Source organism: Sulfitobacter noctilucae, from assembly GCF_000622365.1.
Classification (GTDB): Bacteria; Pseudomonadota; Alphaproteobacteria; order Rhodobacterales; family Rhodobacteraceae; genus Sulfitobacter; species Sulfitobacter noctilucae.
In genome coordinates this window covers 124,266-144,880 of the sequence record NZ_JASC01000004.1, presented here as the reverse complement: position 1 = coordinate 144,880, position 20,615 = coordinate 124,266, and the positions used below count along the sequence as shown (strand labels likewise).

Genomic DNA, 20,615 nt, shown 5'->3' with positions numbered 1-20,615 from the left:
CTTCATGACCAAGGGATCAGAATAATGACAAAGACCATCCTCCTGACGGGTGCTACAGATGGCATCGGGCTTGAAACCGCGAAACTTTTTGCGGCTCAGGGACATACGGTTCTGATGCACGGCCGCAGCGACGCAAAGCTGAAAGCGGCGCGTGCCGAAGTTGGTGGCACAACACTGGGCTATCTCGCAGACCTTTCAGTGGCATCCGACATCACCGCGATGGCGCAGAGCATTGCGAAGGATCACGCGCATCTTGATGTGCTGATCAACAACGCAGGTGTCCTGAAGATGCCGAACGCCACAACTCCGGACGGGCTGGATGCACGCTTTATGGTGAACACGATTGCGCCTTACATCCTGACAGAGGCAGTTCTGCCGCTGATGGGGGCAGGGGGGCGGATCATCAACCTGTCCTCTGCGGCACAGGCACCGGTTGATCTGGACGCCCTCAAGGGCGACGCGGCTTTGGGAGATATGGAAGCCTATGCGCAAAGCAAACTGGCGATCACAATGTGGTCACAGCATTTAGCTGCGCAATTGACTACGGGGCCGAGTGTATTGGCCGTCAATCCAGGTTCGTTGCTGGCCAGTAAGATGGTCAAAGAAGGCTTCGGGGTCGCTGGAAACGATCTGAGCATCGGTGCGCAGATCCTGTACCGGACCGCGCTGGAAGACGAGTTCGCCAATGTGTCCGGCCGCTATTTCGACAATGATGCGGGCGCGTTTGGCCAACCGCACGCCGACGCAAGTGATCCCGCCAAAGTGCGCGCCGTCGTTCAGGCGGTCAAAGACATCTCTAACAAACTCATGAACACCTAATCTCTTCCCTTGAAAGGACATAAAATGAAAGCTGTCGGATATAAAGCCGCAGGCGATTTGGAGCGGACAGATGCGCTGATGGACCTCACGCTCGACAAACCATCCGCCACAGGGCGCGACCTGCTTGTTCAGGTGCGGGCCGTTTCGGTCAACCCTGTCGATTACAAAATACGCCAGAACCGCCCGCCAGAAGACGACGCTCCCGCAATCCTCGGATGGGATGCTGTCGGTGAGGTGGTTGAGGCCGGCCCACAGGCAACATTGTTCAAAGTAGGCGATCTGGTCTGGTATGCGGGCGCAATTGACCGCTCAGGCACAAACGCGGAATATCATCTGGTCGACGAACGCATTGTAGGCACGGCACCCACAACCGTAAGCCATGCCGCGGCGGCCTCTTTGCCACTGACAACGCTGACAGCCTACGAAATGTTGTTTGACCGTTTGCGCGTTTCTGACCCCGTACCGGGGGCCGCAAATGCCGTTGTGATCATTGGGGGTGCCGGCGGTGTCGGCTCTATCGCAATCCAGCTTTTGCGGGCCAAAACGGATATGACCGTGATAGCTACCGCTTCACGTCCCGAAACGCAGGAATGGGCCAAATCTTTGGGTGCGCATCACGTGCTTGACCATTCCAAACCGCTCGCCGCGCAAATAGAGGCGCTGGGCATTGGTCAGCCGGGGTATGTTTTCTCGACAACCCACACGGATCAATACATCGAACAAATCGCCGATTTCATCGCGCCGCAAGGCCGCTTTGGTCTGATCGACGATCCTGAAACGCTTAACATTCAGCCGTTCAAAGCCAAAGCAATCTCGACCCACTGGGAATTCATGTTCACGCGGTCGATGTTTCAAACCGCCGATATGACGCGTCAGCACGACATTCTGAACGAAGTCGCTGAGATGCTGGACGCTGGCAGGATCAAGTCCACGGCAACGCAGACTTTGGGCAAGATTGACGCCGAAACGCTTAAGAAGGCCCACGCGATCCTTGAGAGTAACACGGCGAAAGGCAAACTGGTGCTTGAAGGCTTTTGATCTGGCCGGATGGCGCAAATTTCATGCGCCATCCGTTTCTGCAGATGATGTTGCGGCTTTAAGCCTTGAACCCAGCCGCCTTGAAATAGCGGGCCACGCAGCGCTGCACATGATGTGCGATCAAATGATCCGGCTCCTTGGGCATTTCGCCGAATTCCAAACCCATGAACGATTGCGATGTCAGGGTTTCGGGGGCCGGATTCTCCTTTAGCACTGCCAGCAACCGCTCCAAAGCCGACGCAATAGTCGGGTCCGTCCAGTAATATCGAATACGGTCACTGTAGCTGTAGGTTCTCAGTATCCTTAGTTCTTCTTCGGTGCCGGTATAGTAGCTTTGCCAGTAGCCCGGATTGGCCGTCATCTGATCGCGAATGATCTGCCGGAGGTTCGAGGGGCTATCAACATTCATCTGTTCTTCAATCGCAGTCAGGGCAAAGACCGCTTCGCGGAACCGGAATGTCAGTTCCGGCCCAACCTTGAGAAAGAAGAAATGGTTTTCAACCAGTGCGGCCAGCGCATCTGTGGATTGGTAATCGGTGGAATGGGCCTCAAACGTCAGCCCGTCTTCTGACAGGATTGCGGCGCTCAAAGGTTGCGCCTTTTCCGGCTCGAACGGATAGATCGAGGTGTGCCCGAAATCGACACCCGGTTGGGTGACCACGGACACAATGCGCGTCCATGCCGTGTCCAGCCCGCGTGCGGCCCATGCATCGCGGTGCGTCTGTATCGTGTCGCGGAAGCGGTCAACAGAAGTCACATCCAGCGCGTCAGGCTCTTCGGTTTCACCCCCCGGGATCGGAACTTCGGTGCCGATAATATAGAAAAGCTCATCGGGATTGGGCGCATGAGCCTCGGCAACCGCGCAAAGATCAGCCGCACGCTCAGCGATCTGCGCAAAAGTCGGGTTCGGCTCTCCGCCGCAAGCCATGCTGGTATCAAGGTGAATCTTTTTGAACCCAGACTGCACATAGGATTTGACCAGTTCACGGGATTTTTCCATCGCAACGTCCAGTGGTTCGTCTTTCCAGACGTTGGGGCCAAGGTGGTCACCGCCAAGGATCAACTGATCCATCGGCACGCCAGCGTCCTCCGCCATATCGGCTAGCCATGCCATGAAATCGGCGGCTGTCATGCCGGTATAGCCGCCGTATTGGTTCACCTGATTACAGGTCGCCTCGATCACGGTGGGAAAGCCGGTTTGCTTGGCATAGGCCAGCACTGCCCGCAGAACGTGTTCATTGGCAGTACAGAAACAGGGCAGGCCAATTGCCTCGCCCCCACGGTTCCGCGCGGTCAGATCATGGACAAGGCTCATGCGACATGCTCACTTTTTTGAAGTTCAAGAAATGCGGCGATCCGGGAGGGGCTGGAATTGCCCTCCATGGGGCCGCGTTGTGTTACGGCAAGGGCACCGGCAGCATTCGCCTGTGCGCCCGCCTCCTCCAAGGACACACCTTGGGCCAGCAGCGAAATGAATGTGCCGCCGAAACAATCGCCCGCACCTGTGGGGTCGACCTCTTCCACGGCGTGCCCGTCAAATTCAAAGCGTGCACCTTCGCCCACCACGGTTGCTCCGTCCCCGCCACGTTTGATGACGATGACCTCCGCCTTGGCATTCAGTAGCTGCTCGATCGCCGCTTCTTCGTTGAGGTCGGGAAACAGGAACGCCAGGTCGCTGGTGCTGGGCATCAGGTAGGTGCTGCGGTCCATCACCTCGATCAGGGCCACCCGCACGGCATCGTCCTGCATCAGTTCGGGACGCGCGTTGGGATCGCAGCTGATCTTCCCCCCGGCGGCGTCGACGCGGCGCATGGTTTCCATGATATGTGTACGCATGAGGGTATTGCCGAGAGAGGCCGCAGAGACGTGTAGAATGGTTTGCGCCGGATCGAAGAGGCCGTCCGGCACTGTAAAGTGATCGGACGCGGTGTTTTCCATGTGGAAGATAAAGTCGCGATTGCCGTCGGCGTAATAGGAGACAAAAGCAACGCCGGTCGTACAGTCCTTGTGCATGGTCACACCGGCTGTTCCGACCCCGTCAGCCTTGAGCCGGTCCAGCACGCAGCGCCCGAAGCCATCATTGCCGACGCCGCCGATCATTTCTGTGACAGCCCCCATACGCGCAGCCTGATTCAGGAAAATCGCGGGCGCACCGCTGGGGTATGGACCAGAATAGTTACCGATTCGCGACAGCCCGCAATCGGTGGAATGAGAGACAAATTCGACGAGAATCTCGCCAATAGTCACAATCTTGACGGTGTTCGACATTGTTCCCCCATATCGCTTGTAAAAAAGATGTAGCCATAAATTTATCGCGTGTCAAAAAAAGTTCGCACTTTGGAATCGCGTTGCTATAGTGCTGGCAGAACAATAGGAGATCGGCGCGATGACAAAGCCTTTGATTAAAACGATGGAAGAGCTTTCGGTGGCGATCGGCGTTTCCCGCCCGACGCTGTCGCGGTATTTTCAGGACTCTAAATCGGTCAAGGCCAGTACGGTTGCGCGGATCGAGCAGGGATTGGCGCAAGTTGAATATGTACCAAACTTCTTTGCCACGCGGTTGAATCGCAAAACCAGAGGCATCATTGGCGTCATCATTCCCTATCTGAATGACCTGTTTTTCACCAAGCTGCTGCAAGGCATCGAGGTCGCCGCGATGGAAGCGGGGCTGACCGTTATCACCCAGTGCTCTCACTCCGATCCGGCGATCGAGGCACGGGCGGCCGAGACCTTTATGTCGATGAATGTGGATGGTGCATTGGTCGCGCCGCTAGGGGATCACAGCGATCAGGCCGTCCATCTGAGGTTGAAGTCGCGATTGCCTTTTGTCCTGATGGATTCGCGCCCCAAGACGATGCCGGACGTTGATTTCGTCGGTACAAACCACCGGCAAAGCACTGGTTTAATTACGGAATACCTGTGTCGTGTTGGCGATCCTCCGGTCTTTCTGGCCATGCCGCGGGTCAACTTTAACGCGTTGGAGCGTGAAACGGCCTATATCACAACAATGCAGCGTTTGGGCTTTGAGCCACGGGTAATCGGCACCCAATTGCTCAGCGAAAACTGGCATTTCGAGGAGCATGGGGAAGCGGTGCTCGACGCGGAGTTCGGGCGCGGGCGGCTGATGGAAAGCTCGATTCTCTGCGCAAATGACCGTGTGGCCATCGGCGCTCTGCACGCTGCATCGCGGCATGGGCTTAAGCCCGGCAGGGCAGAGCAGGGCGGGCTGCGTATCGCGGGACATGATGATTATCCGCTGTGCCCTTATATGAATCCGGCTTTGACAACCGTTGCGCAGGACACCGATGCGATTGGAAGAAAAGCGGTTTCCCGTATTTTGCAAATTATTCATGGCGAAACGGATAGCGAAACGCCGGAGCTCACATTGTTCGACGGCGCTTTGAAATTGCGCGAGTCTGCCTGAGCCTGCGCCACGCCGCATTGCAGCAATATTCACCCGTTAAATATTTCTTGACTCACGCTTAAGGCGACCTGTACGTTTACGCATGTAAAAGGGAGGACGACAATGTCTATTAAGAAAGCACTACTGACCACTGCGGTCGGCTTTGGTCTGTCTGCGGGGATTGCAGCCAACGCCATGGCAGAAGAAATTACGATTGCGACAGTGAACAACGCTGACATGATCACCATGCAAGAGCTTGCGCCTGCATGGGAAGAAGCAACAGGCAACACGATCAACTGGGTTGTTCTGGAAGAGAACGTGCTGCGCCAGCGCACAACAACAGACATCGCAACAGGTGGCGGCTCTTTCGACATCATGTTCATCGGTGCTTACGAGACACCGATCTGGGGTGCCAAGGGTTGGCTGACACCGCTGAACGATTTTGCTGAAGATGCAGATTACGATCTGGAAGACGTCTTCCCGCTGGTCCGCAACGGTCTGTCCGCAGACGGCAACCTCTACGCGCTGCCGCTGTATTCCGAGACATCCTTCACATTCTACCGCACCGACCTGTTTGAGGCGGCTGGCATTGAAGCGCCAACATCGCAGCCAACCTACGAAGAGTTCGCTGAGATGGCAGCCAAGCTGCACGATCCAGAGAACGGCATCTACGGTACATGCCAGCGCGGCAAGGCCGGCTGGGGTGAGAACATGGCCTTCGTTGGCACAGTCGCCAACGCATTCGGCGCGGACTGGTTCGACATGGACTGGAACCCACAGCTGGATTCACCAGAGTGGAACGCAGCCGTCACATACTACGTCGACCTGATGACCAACTCGGGCCCTCCCGGTGCATCTGCAAATGGGCACAACGAAAACCGTGCTTTGTTCAAAGACGGCAAATGCGCCACATGGGTTGATGCGACATCAGCCGCTGGCGACGTGCGCAACCCGGAAACTTCCTCCGTTGCGGATACAACCGACTTCTTCCAGGCACCTCAGCAGGTGACCGACAAGGGTACAGGTTGGTTCTGGTCCTGGGCGCTGGCGATCCCTGCAAGTTCGCAGAAAACAGACACTGCCAAAGAGTTCCTGAAGTGGGCAACCTCCAAAGAGTACTTTGAAGCGGTTGGCGAAGCCAAAGGCTGGGTCGCGGTCCCCTCCGGTACCCGCAAATCCGTCGAAGAAGACGCGCGTCGCCTTGAAGCGGCACCTTTCGCAGAGACAATTGTCGAAGCGATCCTGTCGGTTAATCCCGCAGACCCGACACGCGACCCGGTCCCTTACACAGGCGTCCAGTTTGTCGCGATCCCTGAGTTCCAGGGCATTGGTAACTATGTGGGTCAGCAGGTTGCTGCCGCACTCGCCGGTCAGTCCACCGTCGAAGAAGCGCTGGCGAACAGCCAGAAGTTCGCAGTGCGCGAAATGACCAAGGCCGGTTACATCAAGTAACCTTCTTTCTTGGGCGGACCGGAACAAGCGATCCGGTCCGCCTCAAGGTTTTTTCAACTATAACTAGCGTTTCAGCAAGGGCCCGGTTTAGGGTCTTTCCTAAAATGCTGTCGAATTTTCGTTTGGGAGGGCGAACCACATGGCGACCAAAGCTTCCAGATCCTCTGCGCGTTTGATGATTGCCCCTGCGGTGATCCTGTTGCTGGGGTGGATGATTATCCCCCTCGCAATGACGCTCTACTTCTCTTTCCTGCGGTACAATTTGCTCCAGCCGGGCGACAATCCGTTTGTTGGCTGGGAAAACTACTATTGGTTCTTTACCGACCCCAGTTTTAGCGCTGCGATGTGGAACACATTGGTTCTTGTCGGTGGTGTGCTGACAATCACGACGCTAGGCGGTATCTGCTTTGCGCTTTTGCTGGACCGTCCGATGTTCGGACAGGGTATCATCCGCATCATGGTCATCGCCCCGTTTTTCGTCATGCCCACGGTATCAGGCCTTGTCTGGAAGAACATGTTCATGAACCCGGTGAACGGTATCTTCGGCAAAATCGCCTCGGGCCTCGGATTTCAACCGATTGATTTCTTCGGGCAATACCCCATGGCGTCGATCATTTTCATCGTGTCCTGGATGTGGCTTCCGTTTGCGACACTGATCTTGCTGACCGCCCTGCAATCGCTGGATCAGGAACAGCTGGAAGCCGCCGAGATGGACGGGGCAAACTGGCTCAATCGGTTCTGGTACATGATGCTGCCGCATCTGGGGCGGGCGATCACGGTGGTGATTCTGATCCAGACCATCTTCCTGTTGTCGATCTTTGCCGAAATCCTCGTGACCACCAACGGCGGTCCGGGTGTGGCAACCACCAACCTCACTTACCTGATCTACGTCTCATCGCTGCTGCAATTTGATGTCGGCATCGGCAGCGCCGGTGGTGTCGTTGCAATCATCCTCGCCAATATCGTCGCATTCTTCCTGATGCGGATGATTGGCAAGAACCTAGACGCATAGGGAGGGCACAGACATGGCACGCGCAGTCACCAACAAAACCAAAGTCTGGAACACGGTCACATCCGGAACGCTTGGCTTTCTGATGTTCTTTCCGATCCTCTGGATCCTCGTTTTGTCGTTCAAGACCGAAGAAGACGCCATTCGCGCACCTTTGGAAGTCCTGTTCGCCTCGGATTGGACCATGGACAGCTTTGCCGCCGTTCAGGCGCGCTCGGATTACTTCAAGCACTTCATGAACTCGGTCATCATCTCGGTCGGCTCTACTCTGGTGGGCCTTCTGATCGCCATCCCGGCGGCTTGGGCGATGGCCTTCGTGCCCGCAAAGCGCACCAAGGACGTGCTCATGTGGATGCTGTCGACCAAGATGCTGCCGCCCGTCGGCGTGTTGATCCCGATCTACCTGATCTTCCGCGATCTGGGCATTCTGGACAGCCGCATTGGCCTGACCTTTGTGCTGATGATGATCAACCTGCCGATCATCATCTGGATGCTCTACACCTACTTCAAGGAAATCCCCGGCGAGATCCTTGAGGCAGCGCGGATGGACGGTGCGTCGCTGCGCGAGGAAGTCATCTATGTCCTGACGCCGATGGCGATCCCCGGCATGGCATCGACCGTTTTGCTGTGCATCATTCTGGCCTGGAACGAAGCCTTCTGGACGCTGAACCTGACGGCGGCAAACGCGGCCCCGCTGACCGCCTTCATCGCCAGCTATTCAAGCCCAGAAGGTCTGTTCTACGCCAAACTCAGCGCGGCCTCCATCATGGCCATCGCGCCGATTCTCATCATGGGCTGGTTCAGCCAGAAACAACTTGTCCGGGGTCTGACCTTCGGCGCCGTTAAGTAAGGAAAAACACCATGGGACGCATTCAGCTGAAACAGGTTCAGAAGAAATTTGGCGAAGTCGAAGTCATTCCGCCGCTGGATCTGACGATCGAGGACGGAGAGTTCACCGTGTTCGTCGGCCCTTCAGGCTGTGGTAAATCCACTCTCTTGCGCCTGATCGCGGGCCTTGAGGACACCTCTGCCGGCAATATAGAGATTGACGGTGCCGACGCCACGGATCTGCCACCCGCCAAGCGTGGTCTGGCGATGGTGTTCCAGTCCTATGCGCTCTATCCGCATATGTCGGTGCGCAAGAACATTGCCTTTCCCATGAAAATGGCAAAGATGCCCGAAGACGAACAGAACCGCCGGATCGAAAGCGCCGCGAAAGCGCTGAACCTGACGGACTACCTTGATCGCAAGCCTGGCCAACTGTCGGGCGGCCAGCGCCAGCGCGTTGCCATCGGTCGCGCCATTGTGCGTGAACCCGCCGCGTTTCTCTTTGACGAGCCGCTGTCCAACCTTGATGCCGCCTTGCGCGTCGGCATGCGGATGGAAATTGGCGAGCTTCACAAGAAGCTTGAAACAACGATGATCTATGTGACCCACGATCAGGTCGAAGCCATGACAATGGCCGACAAGATCGTTGTCCTGCAGGCCGGTGTGATCGAGCAGGTCGGCACCCCTCTGGAGCTCTACCGCGCGCCGCGCAACAAGTTTGTTGCCGGCTTTATCGGCAGCCCCAAGATGAACCTCATCGAAGGGTCCGAGGCCGCCAAACATGATGCCCATACCATCGGCATTCGCCCCGAGCACATCGACGTCTCGACAACCGAAGGCCAGTGGCAAGGCACCGTCGGCGTGTCAGAGCATCTGGGCTCGGACACCTTTATCCATATCCACGGTGTACCGGGGTGCGATCCGATGACAGTGCGGACAGTCGGTGATATCGCGGTCAAGCACGGCGACACGGTCTTCCTGACACCGAACCCTGCGCTGATCCACAAATTTGGCGCGGACGGCCTGCGCCTGATCTAAACCCCAACCGATGTAGTATGGCCGTGCGTTGACGGCTGGAGACGTGTGATCTGATGCAGGATTCGATGCTAAAACTTTCAAACGCTACGCTGAGTGACCTTCCCGCAGGGGTCAGCGGCCCGACCTATGACCGCTCGGCCATTACGCCCGGGATTGTGCACATCGGCTTGGGCAACTTTCACCGTGCGCATCAATCATGGTACCTGCACCGCTTGATGCAGCAGGGGCTGGCGATGGATTGGGGCATCATCGGTGCCGGGGTGCGGGCCGGCGACGAAGCGCAACGCAAGCGGATGCAGGCTCAGGATTATCTGACCACGCTGATCGAGCTGGACCCGAAAGGCCGGTCGGCAGAGATTGTGGGTGCGATGATCGGGTTTGTGCCTGTACAAGAAGACAACGCAGCGCTGATTGCCCAAATGGCCGACCCCGCCATCCGCATCGTCGCACTGACGGTCACCGAAGGGGGCTATTACATTGATCCGGTCACCAAGGCGTTTGATGCGGATCACCCTGATATGCAGCATGACGCCGCGCATCCGGACAGCCCGCGCACGGCCTTCGGCGCGATGGTCGCGGCCCTGAAACTGCGCCGCGCCGATGGCATTGGCCCCTTTACGGGTCAAAGCTGTGACAATCTGCAAGGCAACGGTGCAATCCTGCGCCAGACGCTGGTTTCGTTGGCGCGCCTTTCCGATGCGGACCTCGCCGAGTGGATCGACACAAATTGCACATTCCCCAATGCTATGGTCGATTGCATCGTACCTGCCACCGGACCCAAAGAGCTGGAATTGGTCAAGAGCTTTGGCATAGAAGACACGACCCCCGTTACCCATGAGAATTTTCGCCAGTGGGTGATTGAGGATGACTTCTGCGCCGGACGTCCCGATTGGGATAGGGCAGGTGCCACTTTTACCGATGACGTGCATGCCTTTGAGGCGATGAAAATCAGGCTGTTGAACGGCAGCCACCAGTTGATCGCAAACGCGGGCGAGGTTCTGTCGGTCGAGGTTATCTCTGATTGCATGAACCATCCTGTAATCGGCGACTACGTGGGCAAGGTTGCAAAGACCGAGATTGCGCTGCAAGTTGACGCCGTTCCCGGCATGACGCCTGCGGCTTACGTCGATCTCGTCGATCGCCGGTTCTCGAACGCGCAGATCATCGACACAGTGCGCCGCGTCGCCTTTGACGGATCGTCGCGCCAGACCGGTTTTATACTTCCTACGCTGCGGGAAGCACTTGCCAAAGCTGACCCGATCGAAGGTCTGGCGCTGTCACAAGCGGTTTGGGCGCGGATGTGCGAAGGCACGCGGGAGGACGGCACAAAAATCGCTCCCAATGACCCGATCTGGGAAAAGCTGACAACTGCAGCACAGGCCGCAAAATCCGAGCCGCAGGTTTGGCTGGATCAACGGGACCTTTATGGCGATCTTGCCGAAAATGCAGCATTCGCGGACCGCTTTTGCCACTGGCTAACGCTGATCTGGTCCGAGGGGCTAGAGACAGCGCTGCGCGCCTATGTGCAGGGATAAGAGACCATGAAAGCTATTGTTTTCGCAGGAAAGAACGACGTTCAATTCACCGATCTTCCGGATCCGAAACCCGGTGCGGGTGAAGTTGTGGTGCAGGTCAAGGCAAGCGGCATTTGCCACACCGACTACGAGGTCTTGAAAGACAATTACGGGACAGGTGCCTTTCCGGTTGTCCCCGGCCACGAATATGCAGGGGTTGTTGTCGAAGTCGGAGCCGATGTGACAGGCGTTGCCACGGGGGACAGGGTTGCCGTTGATCCGAACCTGGAGTGCGGCACCTGCCGCGCCTGTGCGCGAGGCTGGGCGCATCTGTGCGAAAACCTCGGTGCCTATGGGGTCACCACAAATGGCGGCTTTGCAGAGCTGAGCGTCGTCAAAGCCTCGGCCGTTCATCCCATCGGCGACATGAGCTTTCTTCAGGCCGCCTTGGCCGAACCTATGGGCTGCGTGCTGAACGGTGTTGATGCGGTACACGCCCCCTGGATGAAAGAGGCTCTTATTTTTGGCGCAGGCCCGATGGGATTGCTCATGGGTATGGCGCTGAAAGCCGAAGGCGTCTCGAAAGTCGCCTTCGTCGATATTGCCCAAAGCCGCCTTGATCTCGCTGCCAGCTTTGGTTTCGATGCCGTCCCCGCCGGATCAGCCGAGTTGCAAGACTGGCACCACCGCGCCGATCTGGCCGTCGAGGCTACCGGCGTTCCGGCCGTTGCTTCCGGCCTGACCAGCTATATGGCGAATGGCGGCAAAGGCCTCTACTTCGGCGTTTGCCCGTCCGACGCAAAAATTGACGTCTCACCTTTCGAGGTCTTCCGCCGGCAGCTGACGCTCGCGGGGTCCCATTCGCTGAACCACAATATCCCGAAATCCCTTGCCGTCATCGCCGGTCTGGGGTCGGACATTGACCGCGCCGTGTCCCATAGACTGCCGCTTAACGAGATTTCAAAGCTGCTCGAGACCAAGCCCCCGCAGGACAGTCTGAAAGTTCAATGGATGGCGGAGTGATCGTATAACGAATGGCAGGACCTCCTGTCGTTCTGATCATTGCAGTTGTACCCCACCGGGTCGGTTCTGCATCAAAAGTAAGGATGTGCCAGCACGCGCAGGACCGCAAAACATGATGCCACTTCGCGTCGCCAATCGCTTGTTTGAGAGACCGATCTTCAACTAGCGCCGGACCGGCAAATCCATACCACTGCCACGCGGGCCCCGCCCGCGACATCATCCACCTTGACCACCCCGTCAAACCGCATCATATCCAGATCATGACACCCTTATCACACATCCGCAATTTCTCCATCGTGGCCCATATCGACCACGGGAAATCCACGCTGGCGGACCGCCTCATCCAATCGACGCACACCGTCGCTGATCGTGACATGAAAGAGCAGATGCTCGACAGCATGGACATCGAACGCGAACGCGGGATCACGATCAAGGCCCAGACCGTGCGGATCAACTACACCGCCAAGGATGGCGAGGATTACGTCCTCAACCTGATCGACACCCCCGGTCACGTCGACTTTGCCTATGAGGTATCCCGCTCCATGCGTGCGGTCGAAGGGTCGTTGCTGGTTGTGGACAGCACCCAAGGGGTCGAGGCACAGACACTGGCCAATGTGTATCACGCGATCGAGGCCGATCATGAAATCGTGCCCGTCCTGAACAAGATCGACCTGCCCGCGGCCGATTGTGACCGCGTGGCCGAACAGATCGAAGACGTCATCGGCATCGACGCCACGGATGCCATCCGCGTCTCTGCCAAGACCGGTGTCGGGATCGCCGAAACACTCGAAGCGATTGTGACCAAGCTGCCCGCCCCCAAAGGCACCCGCGATGCGCCGCTCAAGGCGATGCTGGTAGATTCGTGGTACGACAGCTATCTCGGTGTCATCGTCCTTGTCCGTATTATGGATGGCGTGCTGAAGAAGGGCGAGCGTATCCGCATGCTCTCCAACGATAGCACCCACCACGTGGACCGCATCGGCGTGTTCCGACCCGCCATGACAGAGATTGACGAGCTTGGACCGGGCGAGCTTGGTTTCCTCACCGCTTCAATTAAACAGGTGCGCGACACCCGCGTGGGCGACACAATCACCCACGAACGCAAAGGCACAACCGAACGCCTGCCGGGCTTCAAACCCTCCCAGCCTGTGGTTTTTTGTGGGCTCTTCCCCGTAGACGCCAACGATTTCGAAGACCTGCGCGACAGTATCGAAAAACTCGCCCTTAACGACGCGTCCTTCTCCTTCGAGATGGAAACCTCCGCCGCCCTCGGCTTCGGTTTTCGCTGCGGCTTCCTTGGCCTTTTGCATCTTGAAGTCATCCGCGACCGGATCGAGCGCGAGTATGACATCGACCTCATTACGACAGCGCCCTCCGTTATCTATGACATCCACATGAAGGACGGCTCGGTCACACAACTGCACAATCCAGCTGACATGCCCGACATGACCCTCGTCGATCACATCGAGGAGCCGCGCATCAAGGCGACGATCCTCGTGCCCGACGAATATCTTGGCGACGTGCTCAAGCTCTGTCAGGACCGCCGCGGCATGCAGCAGGATCTGACCTATGCAGGCTCCCGCGCCATGGCCGTATATGACCTGCCTCTGAACGAAGTGGTGTTCGATTTCTACGACCGCCTCAAATCCGTCACCAAAGGCTATGCTTCCTTCGACTACCAGATGGTCGGCTACCGGACAGATAACCTTGTGAAAATGTCGATCCTCGTCAACGACGAACCCGTCGACGCCCTGTCGATGATGGTCCACCGCGACCGCGCCGAAACCCGTGGCCGCGCCATGGTCGAAAAACTCAAAGACCTGATCCCCCGCCACATGTTCAAAATCCCGATCCAGGCGGCCATCGGCGGCAAGGTCATCGCCCGCGAGACGCTGAGCGCGATGCGCAAAGACGTGACGGCAAAATGCTACGGCGGCGACGCCACGCGTAAGAAGAAGCTGTTGGAAAAACAGAAGGCGGGTAAGAAGAAGATGCGCCAGTTCGGGAAAGTCGATATTCCACAGGAGGCTTTCATCAGCGCGCTGAAGATGGATGGGTAAGCGCCTTGACCAACTTTGACTGTGCTGGAGAAGACCAGCATGGTTGAAAACGCCATCATATCGCATAGTAGCGATCAAAACCCACTTGCATCTGGCCTTTAACTTCAGCTTCTCGCATCGGAAGCTTGTCGTATAAGAAAAAATTCTGCGCCGAATGAAGACGGCAATATTCACATGCTGCTCATTCCCAATGCCACACCCAGAAAATAAAAGCCGCCCACGAAGACACGTGGACGGCTTTAGTCTTCAAAAGCGAAATCGCTTACTCCGACTCTTCCTCAATTGCCTGACCCACATCCTGCACATCCCGGCCGAAGCCCTCTGTCGTTTCGCAGGCTGCCAATCAAGCCAGTGCCACAGTCATTGCTACAATTCTTAACATATCAATTCTCCATCCGGTTTCGCAGCATAAGCGCTCCACTGAACAGCAAGTTCCCTCAATTAGCGCTTGTCGGCATCCTGCAAGGCATCAATCCGCTCCGACGCCTGCGCTTTTGTCAGTGTGTCGTCGAATTCCTCTCCGGTTTGTTCACATAACGTTTTCAAGTAACTCGCTTGTGCGCCGGTCATTTCCTCGTCGCCTGTCACCCAGTCATCGGGGTCTTTGATTGCGTTGTCGGTCGGGTTTGTCTTTGGGTTGCCGGTCATGATGTTCTCCATTCGTTCAATGGATAATGCGCGAGCTCGGCAAAGGTTCCGCAGATGGCGGGGTGTACGTGCGGTGCACAGTCGGTGTACGATCCGTGTCAGCCGGTCCGCAGTTGAACAAACGGATTGGCTCACGCTGCAAACGGAACAATCCCAAGGCTTTGTCTCATGTCCAACCCCTGCATCCTCTGCGTCGCCATCACCGGCTCTGTTCCCACCAAGGCGGCCAATCCCGCTGTGCCGACGACGATCTCCGAACAGATCGAAAGCACGCAGGAAGCCTATGAAGCCGGTGCCGCCATTTGCCACGCGCATGTGCGGAATGCTGATGAAACCCCGTCCTCCGATCCTGAAAAGTTCGCGGCGCTGATGGAAGGGTTGAAGAAGCACTGCCCTGATATGATCATCCAGCTTTCAACCGGGGGCCGCTCTGGCGCGGGTGAAGAACGCGGCGGGATGCTGTCCCTGCGCCCCGATATGGCGAGCCTCTCCGTTGGGTCAAACAACTTCCCGACCCGCGTGTATGAGAACCCGCCACAGCTTGTCGATTGGCTTGCGGGCGAAATGCGGACCTATGAAATCAAGCCGGAGATCGAGGCTTTTGATCTGTCCCATATTCACAAAGCTGCCGAGATGAACCGCGATGGCCGCATTCCGGGTCAGCTCTACGTGCAGTTTGTCATGGGCGTCAAAAATGCCACGCCAGCGGATAAAGAGACCTTTGATTTCTATATCAAAACCCTCAACCGTCTGGCTCCGGATGCTGCGTGGTGCGCTGCCGGGATCGGTCCCAACCAGATTGTCGTGAACGAATGGGCCATTGCGGCAGGCGGCCATACCCGTGCGGGTCTTGAAGACAACGTGCGCATGGACAAGGACACGCTTGCACCCAGCAATGCGGCGTTGATCCAACGTGCGGCGGACCTTTGCGCGAAATACGACAGACCTGTCGCCACACCTGCGCAGGCCCGCGAGATACTTGGGCTCCGTCCGGCCTGATCAGGGCAGCGGGCCGAGGCGCAGATCGACAGCAACAGCGCCGCCGTCCAACAGGCGGGATAGACAGGTGCGGGTAAAGTCCCAAATGGCAGCATCGTGTACAAGGTGATGGGTCAGCAAACCTAGGGGTTCCTCAAGGTCCGTTCGGCCCTCGCGCCGGTCTCGCAGCAAGGTGACGAGACGGTCGATCAGCACATCCTCTGCAACCAACCCGCCACCGCCGCGCCAGTTGATCGGGTCAAGATGCGTGTTGATTTGCACCAGACCAGCAGCGGCGAATTTCGACGTTCGCGGTGTGAAGGTTGACACCCCACGATACCCCTCAAGCGCGACCTTTTCCATAATTGACGGATCCAGCCTGTTCCACGGTGGCACAAATACCGGCACCATGTTTGCAGAAAAAAGCGTCTTCATGCGCGCCAGTGCGGCTTTGAGTTCACCTTCAATTCCAGACCGCGGGTGCGCAAACTCGGCCTTTTTAGCACTCTCTGGCGCGTGGTTCTTGTGGCGCCACCCGTGCACCAGCGGGATGAGCATTTCAGCCCCGGCGCAGTAACTCGCCAGCGCGGAGGTCGCGGGTTCAGGGATCACCGCAAGATGGACGGGCAGATACAGATCCCCTGCCATTCGCGTCAAACGATCCAATTCGGGTGTCGGCGCAATTGCATCGTCGTCGCGCCACCAAATCGGCAGCCGCATGCCTTCGGCTCTCCAACAGGTCAATTCATGTGTTAAAGCAGACCAGTTAGATTTCGGCATGAGCGTTCCTCAAATCTTCGACAATTCTCACGGTCGTCAGTGCGCCATCCGCAAGCCTATGGTTTGCCGTGGGTCGTCGGGCTGAAATAATGGGTGCCACACGATCCGCGAGCGTCCTTGCGGTCAGATCCTGACTGCTGATTACGGTGAACCCCTCCTGTCGCGCCAAAGCCTGCGCCCGGATGGATTGCTCGACCTCATTGCCATCGTTGAAGGGAACCAGAACGCCAGGACATCCGCTCTGCAACAAGTCCAGCGCGGTGTTGTAGCCGCAAAAGGAAACGGACGCCGTTGCGTGGTACAGCATCTGGCGAAAGTCGTCCCGGGCGGGCTCGATGATGACGTTCGGGGGGGCATCCCGTTGCAGCGTTGCGATGCGGTCATGTGCTGTGCGCCCGCCGACCAGAATGCGCCATCTATAATCCGGCATCAATGCTGCCGCATCGCGAGCGCAGGCGAACAGTCTGTCTCCCACGTCACCGCCGCCAGCGCTCACCAATATCTCGCCATGGCCGAGCCTGTCCGGGTGTGCCCCGGCAGGGGGAGGGGCCACAAAGCCGGTGTAATGCAGAAGCGCCCGAATGCTGTCTGTCACAGGCCAGCTGAGATCGAGGGGGGTGATTTCCGCGTCGGAATGCACCAGCACGGCGTGATAATGTTGCGCGATCATCTCTTGCGCAAAAAGGCGTTTCTTCTCTGCGCCCGGAGGGGCGAGGATGTCACGGATCGAAGCGCAGATAAGCGGCTTTCGCTCGCTGTTTTCCGCCGCTTCCAACACCGCCCGGAATTCTTCTCTAAGTATTCTTCGCCCGAACGGAAAAAGCTCGGTGATCAACACATCGGGTTGGTCGTCAGTGAAGACATCAAGCAGTTGTTTCTGGCGTTGAGCCATAAACTCAGGATCGACAGGTTGCCCATTTGCTTTCAACAGACGACTGAAGTCCACTCCATCTGATCTGACTGGCGGCAGCTGCACAATTCTTACGCCGCGGTTCTCAAGCCGGGGCACAGAGGTGCCGCCAGATGCGACAACAACATCATGGTGTTCTGCGCCGAATGCTTCGGCCAGGGTGACCGCCCGGGCCAGATGCCCCGTTCCCAAGAGATGCGTCACAAGGATTATAACCCTCATGCGCCGTCCTCCACCAAGCGCGGCTGTTCCGGCTCAAGCATCCATTCGCTTTTGTCGATACGCACCACGAACAGGCGGTTCCGCTTGATTGTGAAGGGTGCTGGCCCATCGAAGTTCCAGTCAGTTGCCATCCCTAGGATGACCCGCATCACTCCGATGTGGCAGACCGCGACTGTGTCGTTTGTAAGGCTGCGTACCCATGGATCCAGCCTGCGGCGCAAAGCGTCAGGGCTTTCGCCGTTGGGAGGGGTGTATTGCCAACCCCAGCTTTCGATATCACGATGATCACAATCAGGATCGGCGCGCAGTTCCTCGGCCCTGCGGCCTTCCCAATCACCCCAGTCCATTTCCATCAACGCCGCCTCTGTGCGTGGCGCGCGCCCTGACACCAGTTTGGCCGTCTCGACCGCGCGGGACAGGGGGCTGGATACAAGATCAGCGTGCGCCCAAGGTGTGGGCAAAGACCGCCGGCCCAGTTCATCGCGGGCGATGGGATCGAGTGAGATATCGGTGCGGCCTTGAACGCGACCTTCGCGGTTCCATTGGGTGTGACCATGCCGTAGCAGAGCGAGCCTGATCATGATGCCACCCCGGCAAGCCGCAAGCCGTTGCGCAGGGTTGTAGAGGCGGCGGGCATGAGGTGGCCCGTTTCAATACGGTGGCGTACGGTATCGCCCTCGTCTTTTAACGCCGTCTGATCCGAGAGCAAGACAGACAATCGCTGCGCAAGCCCTGAAGCCCCCGTTCCCGGTGCGGGATGCGGGCCACCCCCCAACAGTTCGTTCATGCCGGGACGGTCCTGGGCTACAATGGGAAGTCCTGCTGCTTGAGCTTCAAGGTAGACCATACCGAGCGCCTCATTCACGCCAGGCCAGAACAGCAGTTTAGCCTGCGCGTAGACGTCCTGCATCGTATCTGGATGCAATTGTCCAAGAAAGCGGATGCGGTCTTTGAAAGGTGCCATCAGCGCAGCAACCTCTACCCGCGCGGGACCATCCCCCGCGATCTCCAGCGCCCAGTCGTCGTGTTCCAAAGCAGCAAGCGTTTCTGCAATCAAAGTGTAGGAAGCGAGTTTATCCCCCTTGCGCATCATTCCGACGCTCAGCATCGGACCGCCGAGGGTGCTGCGCGGACCGAGTTCGGTACGCGGCAAAAAGGGCTTTAGATGCAGCAAATGCTGGCCGGACGGCGCATGGGTTTCCAAACTCTCAGCATCGCGTTGAGTGAAATAATACACAACGCGCGCCGCATCCGTTGCTGCCTCGGCAGCTTGTGCGAAAAGCGCCCAAGGCCCATTAAGACGTTTGCGGGCGCGGGTCGCTTCGATTTGGATATAGGGAATATTCAGCGCACGGCTGACCTTGGGGCCAAGCAGATCGGGCGCTTTGTAATAGCTGTGATAGGTGACCCAAGCCTCCCAATCGGCAGCGCATTCCATTGCAATCAACCGCTCGACCTCGGCCTCGGCCGCATCCAGTGTCTTCCGTTGAACGAAAGGATCGCCTTGCCCGTCGCGGCTGCGAAACCGGCTCGCAAGTGTCATCTCTGCGCCAAAAGCCTCGAACGCCTTCAGCAAATTGCGGGCAATCGTGCGATCGCCCGAAGGTACAGGATCGTCAGGGGGCTTCATCGGAGCGTAGAACGCCAGAAGCATCAGTCCGCATCCGCCATCATCGCGGTCAGGCGGGCGTGTAGATGTCTGATGCCGGGATGCATCAGGAAGTCTGCCGTCAGCCGGTCAAAAGCTGCATCCGCCATCCGCAGTGCAAAGGCGCTGTCTTGTGCCACGCGTAGCATGGCATCTGCCAATCGGGCGGGTGCATCGTCACTCAGGATACCGTGCACGCCGTCCTCGATGAATTCAGGAATAGCAGAGACGGGCGTGCTGAGGATCGGCAGCTTCTGACTGGCCGCTTCCATCAGCACATTGGGCAGGCCGTCGCGGTCGCCATCCGCCGCGATGCGCGAGGGCAGCACGAACAGGTCTGCGGCACGCATGGTCTCGATCACCTCAGGCTGGTCGCAGGCCCCGCGCCAAGTGATGCGCGGCGTCAGGCCCAATGCTTCGGCGCGGGCGCGCATTTCTGTATCCAGCGCGCCACCCCCGATATGGGTGAAATGCCAGTCGAGCGTGGCGGGCAGCAGGGCAAGCGCGTCGATCAGATTGTCGAAACCCTTCTTCTCGACCAGCCGTCCCACGGACATCATGTGAAATGGCGCATCTGCGGCACGCGGCAGACGGTCCGGCGGTGCAGGAAAGCGGGAGAGGTCCAACCCGTGATAGACCAGATCAACCCGGTCAGGCGTATCTGCCAAGCCCTGCAGATGCTCGGTGCCGAAGCGCGTACAGGTTGCGCCAAAGGCCGCCCCATGATGTGCCGCCGATAGCTTTTCGCGCAGCTCCCATTCCGGTGAGGTCCAGATGTCCTTGGCATGGGCCGAGAATGACCACGGCAAACCGCGCAGGATCGCCGCGTACCGCGCCACCGAAGAGGGCGTGTGCAGGAAATGAGCGTAAATGCCTTGCACATTGTCAGGCAGTTCATGCGCCATGACACAGGCCTGACCCCAGCGACGGCGGCGATTAACGGTGTCGTCCCGTTCCAGATCCGCGACGAAAGCAGCAGCTGCGGTATCGAACCCCGGCATCGTGGCCGCAGCCCCCATGGCATGCGCCACACGGGCGGGGTCATCGCGCAGGTATTCCGGCAGATAGCGGATTGGCGCCTGCAAACGATCATGTAGGGGATGCGTCTTGGTGTCTGTTGGATGGCGCAGCGACCAGATGTCGAAACTCAATCCGGCTTCCTCAAGTGCCACCAGTTCTTGCGCGATAAAGGTCTCGGACAGGCGCGGCCAGCCTTTGACAACGACAGCGAGACGCGCGGTCATG

The 20,615-nt window shown here is 58.0% G+C and carries 20 protein-coding genes; 11 read left to right on the top strand and 9 right to left on the bottom strand.

The window, feature by feature from the left end; all coding sequences use genetic code 11:
* Window positions 1-24: 24 nt before the first annotated feature.
* On the top strand, window positions 25-819 hold the full coding sequence (locus tag Z945_RS0104955; RefSeq protein WP_025051009.1) for an SDR family NAD(P)-dependent oxidoreductase: 795 nt from the start codon (window positions 25-27) through the stop codon (window positions 817-819).
* A gap of 24 nt (window positions 820-843) precedes the next feature.
* On the top strand, window positions 844-1,857 hold the full coding sequence (locus tag Z945_RS0104950) for a zinc-binding alcohol dehydrogenase family protein (RefSeq protein ID WP_025051008.1): 1,014 nt from the start codon (window positions 844-846) through the stop codon (window positions 1,855-1,857).
* Between the two features lie 58 nt (window positions 1,858-1,915).
* Here Z945_RS0104950 and Z945_RS0104945 read toward each other — a convergent pair whose 3' ends face one another.
* Both Z945_RS0104945 and Z945_RS0104940 read right to left on the bottom strand, forming a co-directional pair.
* On the bottom strand, window positions 1,916-3,172 hold the full coding sequence (locus Z945_RS0104945; protein WP_025051007.1) for a class II D-tagatose-bisphosphate aldolase, non-catalytic subunit: 1,257 nt from the start codon (window positions 3,170-3,172) through the stop codon (window positions 1,916-1,918).
* Window positions 3,169-4,125: a carbohydrate kinase family protein gene (locus Z945_RS0104940; protein ID WP_025051006.1), complete on the bottom strand. Its 957-nt coding sequence runs from the start codon at window positions 4,123-4,125 to the stop codon at window positions 3,169-3,171. Before Z945_RS0104940 ends, Z945_RS0104945 begins: the two co-directional genes overlap by 4 nt.
* Window positions 4,126-4,243: 118 nt before the next feature.
* Between Z945_RS0104940 and Z945_RS0104935 the strand changes: the two genes are divergently transcribed.
* The 8 genes from Z945_RS0104935 (at window position 4,244) to lepA (ending at window position 14,184) form a co-directional block, all read left to right on the top strand.
* A complete protein-coding gene (locus tag Z945_RS0104935) occupies window positions 4,244-5,281 on the top strand; it encodes a LacI family DNA-binding transcriptional regulator (RefSeq protein WP_025051005.1) in 1,038 nt (345 codons plus the stop codon).
* 102 nt (window positions 5,282-5,383) lie between these two features.
* The gene (locus Z945_RS0104930) at window positions 5,384-6,712 is read left to right on the top strand and encodes an ABC transporter substrate-binding protein (protein WP_025051004.1); all 1,329 of its coding nucleotides are present in this window, start codon (window positions 5,384-5,386) and stop codon (window positions 6,710-6,712) included.
* Between the two features lie 139 nt (window positions 6,713-6,851).
* Complete coding sequence (locus Z945_RS0104925; RefSeq protein WP_025051003.1) at window positions 6,852-7,724, top strand: carbohydrate ABC transporter permease; 873 nt, start codon at window positions 6,852-6,854, stop codon at window positions 7,722-7,724.
* A gap of 13 nt (window positions 7,725-7,737) precedes the next feature.
* Window positions 7,738-8,571, top strand: a complete 834-nt coding sequence (locus Z945_RS0104920; RefSeq protein WP_025051002.1) for a carbohydrate ABC transporter permease — start codon at window positions 7,738-7,740, stop codon at window positions 8,569-8,571.
* 11 nt (window positions 8,572-8,582) lie between these two features.
* Window positions 8,583-9,587 (top strand): ABC transporter ATP-binding protein, encoded by a 1,005-nt coding sequence (locus Z945_RS0104915; protein WP_025051001.1) that lies wholly within the window; start codon window positions 8,583-8,585, stop codon window positions 9,585-9,587.
* A 65-nt stretch (window positions 9,588-9,652) separates the two neighbouring features.
* Window positions 9,653-11,122, top strand: coding sequence for a mannitol dehydrogenase family protein (locus Z945_RS0104910; RefSeq protein WP_025051000.1), 1,470 nt, complete (start codon window positions 9,653-9,655; stop codon window positions 11,120-11,122).
* A 6-nt stretch (window positions 11,123-11,128) separates the two neighbouring features.
* Window positions 11,129-12,124 carry a zinc-dependent alcohol dehydrogenase family protein gene (locus Z945_RS0104905; RefSeq protein WP_025050999.1) on the top strand — a complete coding sequence of 332 codons (996 nt, stop codon included), beginning with the start codon at window positions 11,129-11,131 and terminating at the stop codon, window positions 12,122-12,124.
* Window positions 12,125-12,384: 260 nt separating this feature from the next.
* Entirely contained in the window at window positions 12,385-14,184 is a 1,800-nt protein-coding gene (gene lepA, locus Z945_RS0104900) for a translation elongation factor 4 (RefSeq protein WP_025050998.1), read from the top strand.
* Between the two features lie 262 nt (window positions 14,185-14,446).
* Here the strand turns inward: lepA and Z945_RS20255 are convergent, their stop codons facing one another.
* Both Z945_RS20255 and Z945_RS0104895 read right to left on the bottom strand, forming a co-directional pair.
* Window positions 14,447-14,527 (bottom strand): entericidin A/B family lipoprotein, encoded by an 81-nt coding sequence (locus Z945_RS20255; protein ID WP_081780948.1) that lies wholly within the window; start codon window positions 14,525-14,527, stop codon window positions 14,447-14,449.
* A gap of 98 nt (window positions 14,528-14,625) precedes the next feature.
* Complete coding sequence (locus tag Z945_RS0104895; RefSeq protein ID WP_025050997.1) at window positions 14,626-14,832, bottom strand: DUF3072 domain-containing protein; 207 nt, start codon at window positions 14,830-14,832, stop codon at window positions 14,626-14,628.
* Window positions 14,833-15,000: 168 nt separating this feature from the next.
* Between Z945_RS0104895 and Z945_RS0104890 the strand changes: the two genes are divergently transcribed.
* Window positions 15,001-15,831 carry a 3-oxoadipate:acetyl-CoA acetyltransferase gene (locus Z945_RS0104890; protein WP_025050996.1) on the top strand — a complete coding sequence of 277 codons (831 nt, stop codon included), beginning with the start codon at window positions 15,001-15,003 and terminating at the stop codon, window positions 15,829-15,831.
* On the opposite strand, the gene Z945_RS0104885 is transcribed toward Z945_RS0104890, so the two are convergent.
* From Z945_RS0104885 to Z945_RS0104865, 5 genes are read right to left on the bottom strand one after another with little or no spacing between them, the layout of a single operon-like run.
* Window positions 15,832-16,530, bottom strand: a complete 699-nt coding sequence (locus Z945_RS0104885) for a polysaccharide deacetylase family protein (protein WP_025050995.1) — start codon at window positions 16,528-16,530, stop codon at window positions 15,832-15,834.
* 46 nt (window positions 16,531-16,576) lie between these two features.
* Window positions 16,577-17,722 carry a glycosyltransferase family protein gene (locus Z945_RS0104880; RefSeq protein ID WP_025050994.1) on the bottom strand — a complete coding sequence of 382 codons (1,146 nt, stop codon included), beginning with the start codon at window positions 17,720-17,722 and terminating at the stop codon, window positions 16,577-16,579.
* Window positions 17,719-18,303, bottom strand: coding sequence for a histidine phosphatase family protein (locus tag Z945_RS0104875; RefSeq protein ID WP_025050993.1), 585 nt, complete (start codon window positions 18,301-18,303; stop codon window positions 17,719-17,721). The genes Z945_RS0104880 and Z945_RS0104875 overlap by 4 nt, the downstream gene beginning before the upstream one ends.
* On the bottom strand, window positions 18,300-19,376 hold the full coding sequence (locus Z945_RS0104870) for a glycosyltransferase family 4 protein (protein WP_174412327.1): 1,077 nt from the start codon (window positions 19,374-19,376) through the stop codon (window positions 18,300-18,302). Before Z945_RS0104870 ends, Z945_RS0104875 begins: the two co-directional genes overlap by 4 nt.
* Window positions 19,376-20,614 carry a glycosyltransferase family 4 protein gene (locus Z945_RS0104865; RefSeq protein WP_025050991.1) on the bottom strand — a complete coding sequence of 413 codons (1,239 nt, stop codon included), beginning with the start codon at window positions 20,612-20,614 and terminating at the stop codon, window positions 19,376-19,378. The genes Z945_RS0104870 and Z945_RS0104865 overlap by 1 nt, the downstream gene beginning before the upstream one ends.
* Window position 20,615: the final 1 nt, after the last annotated feature.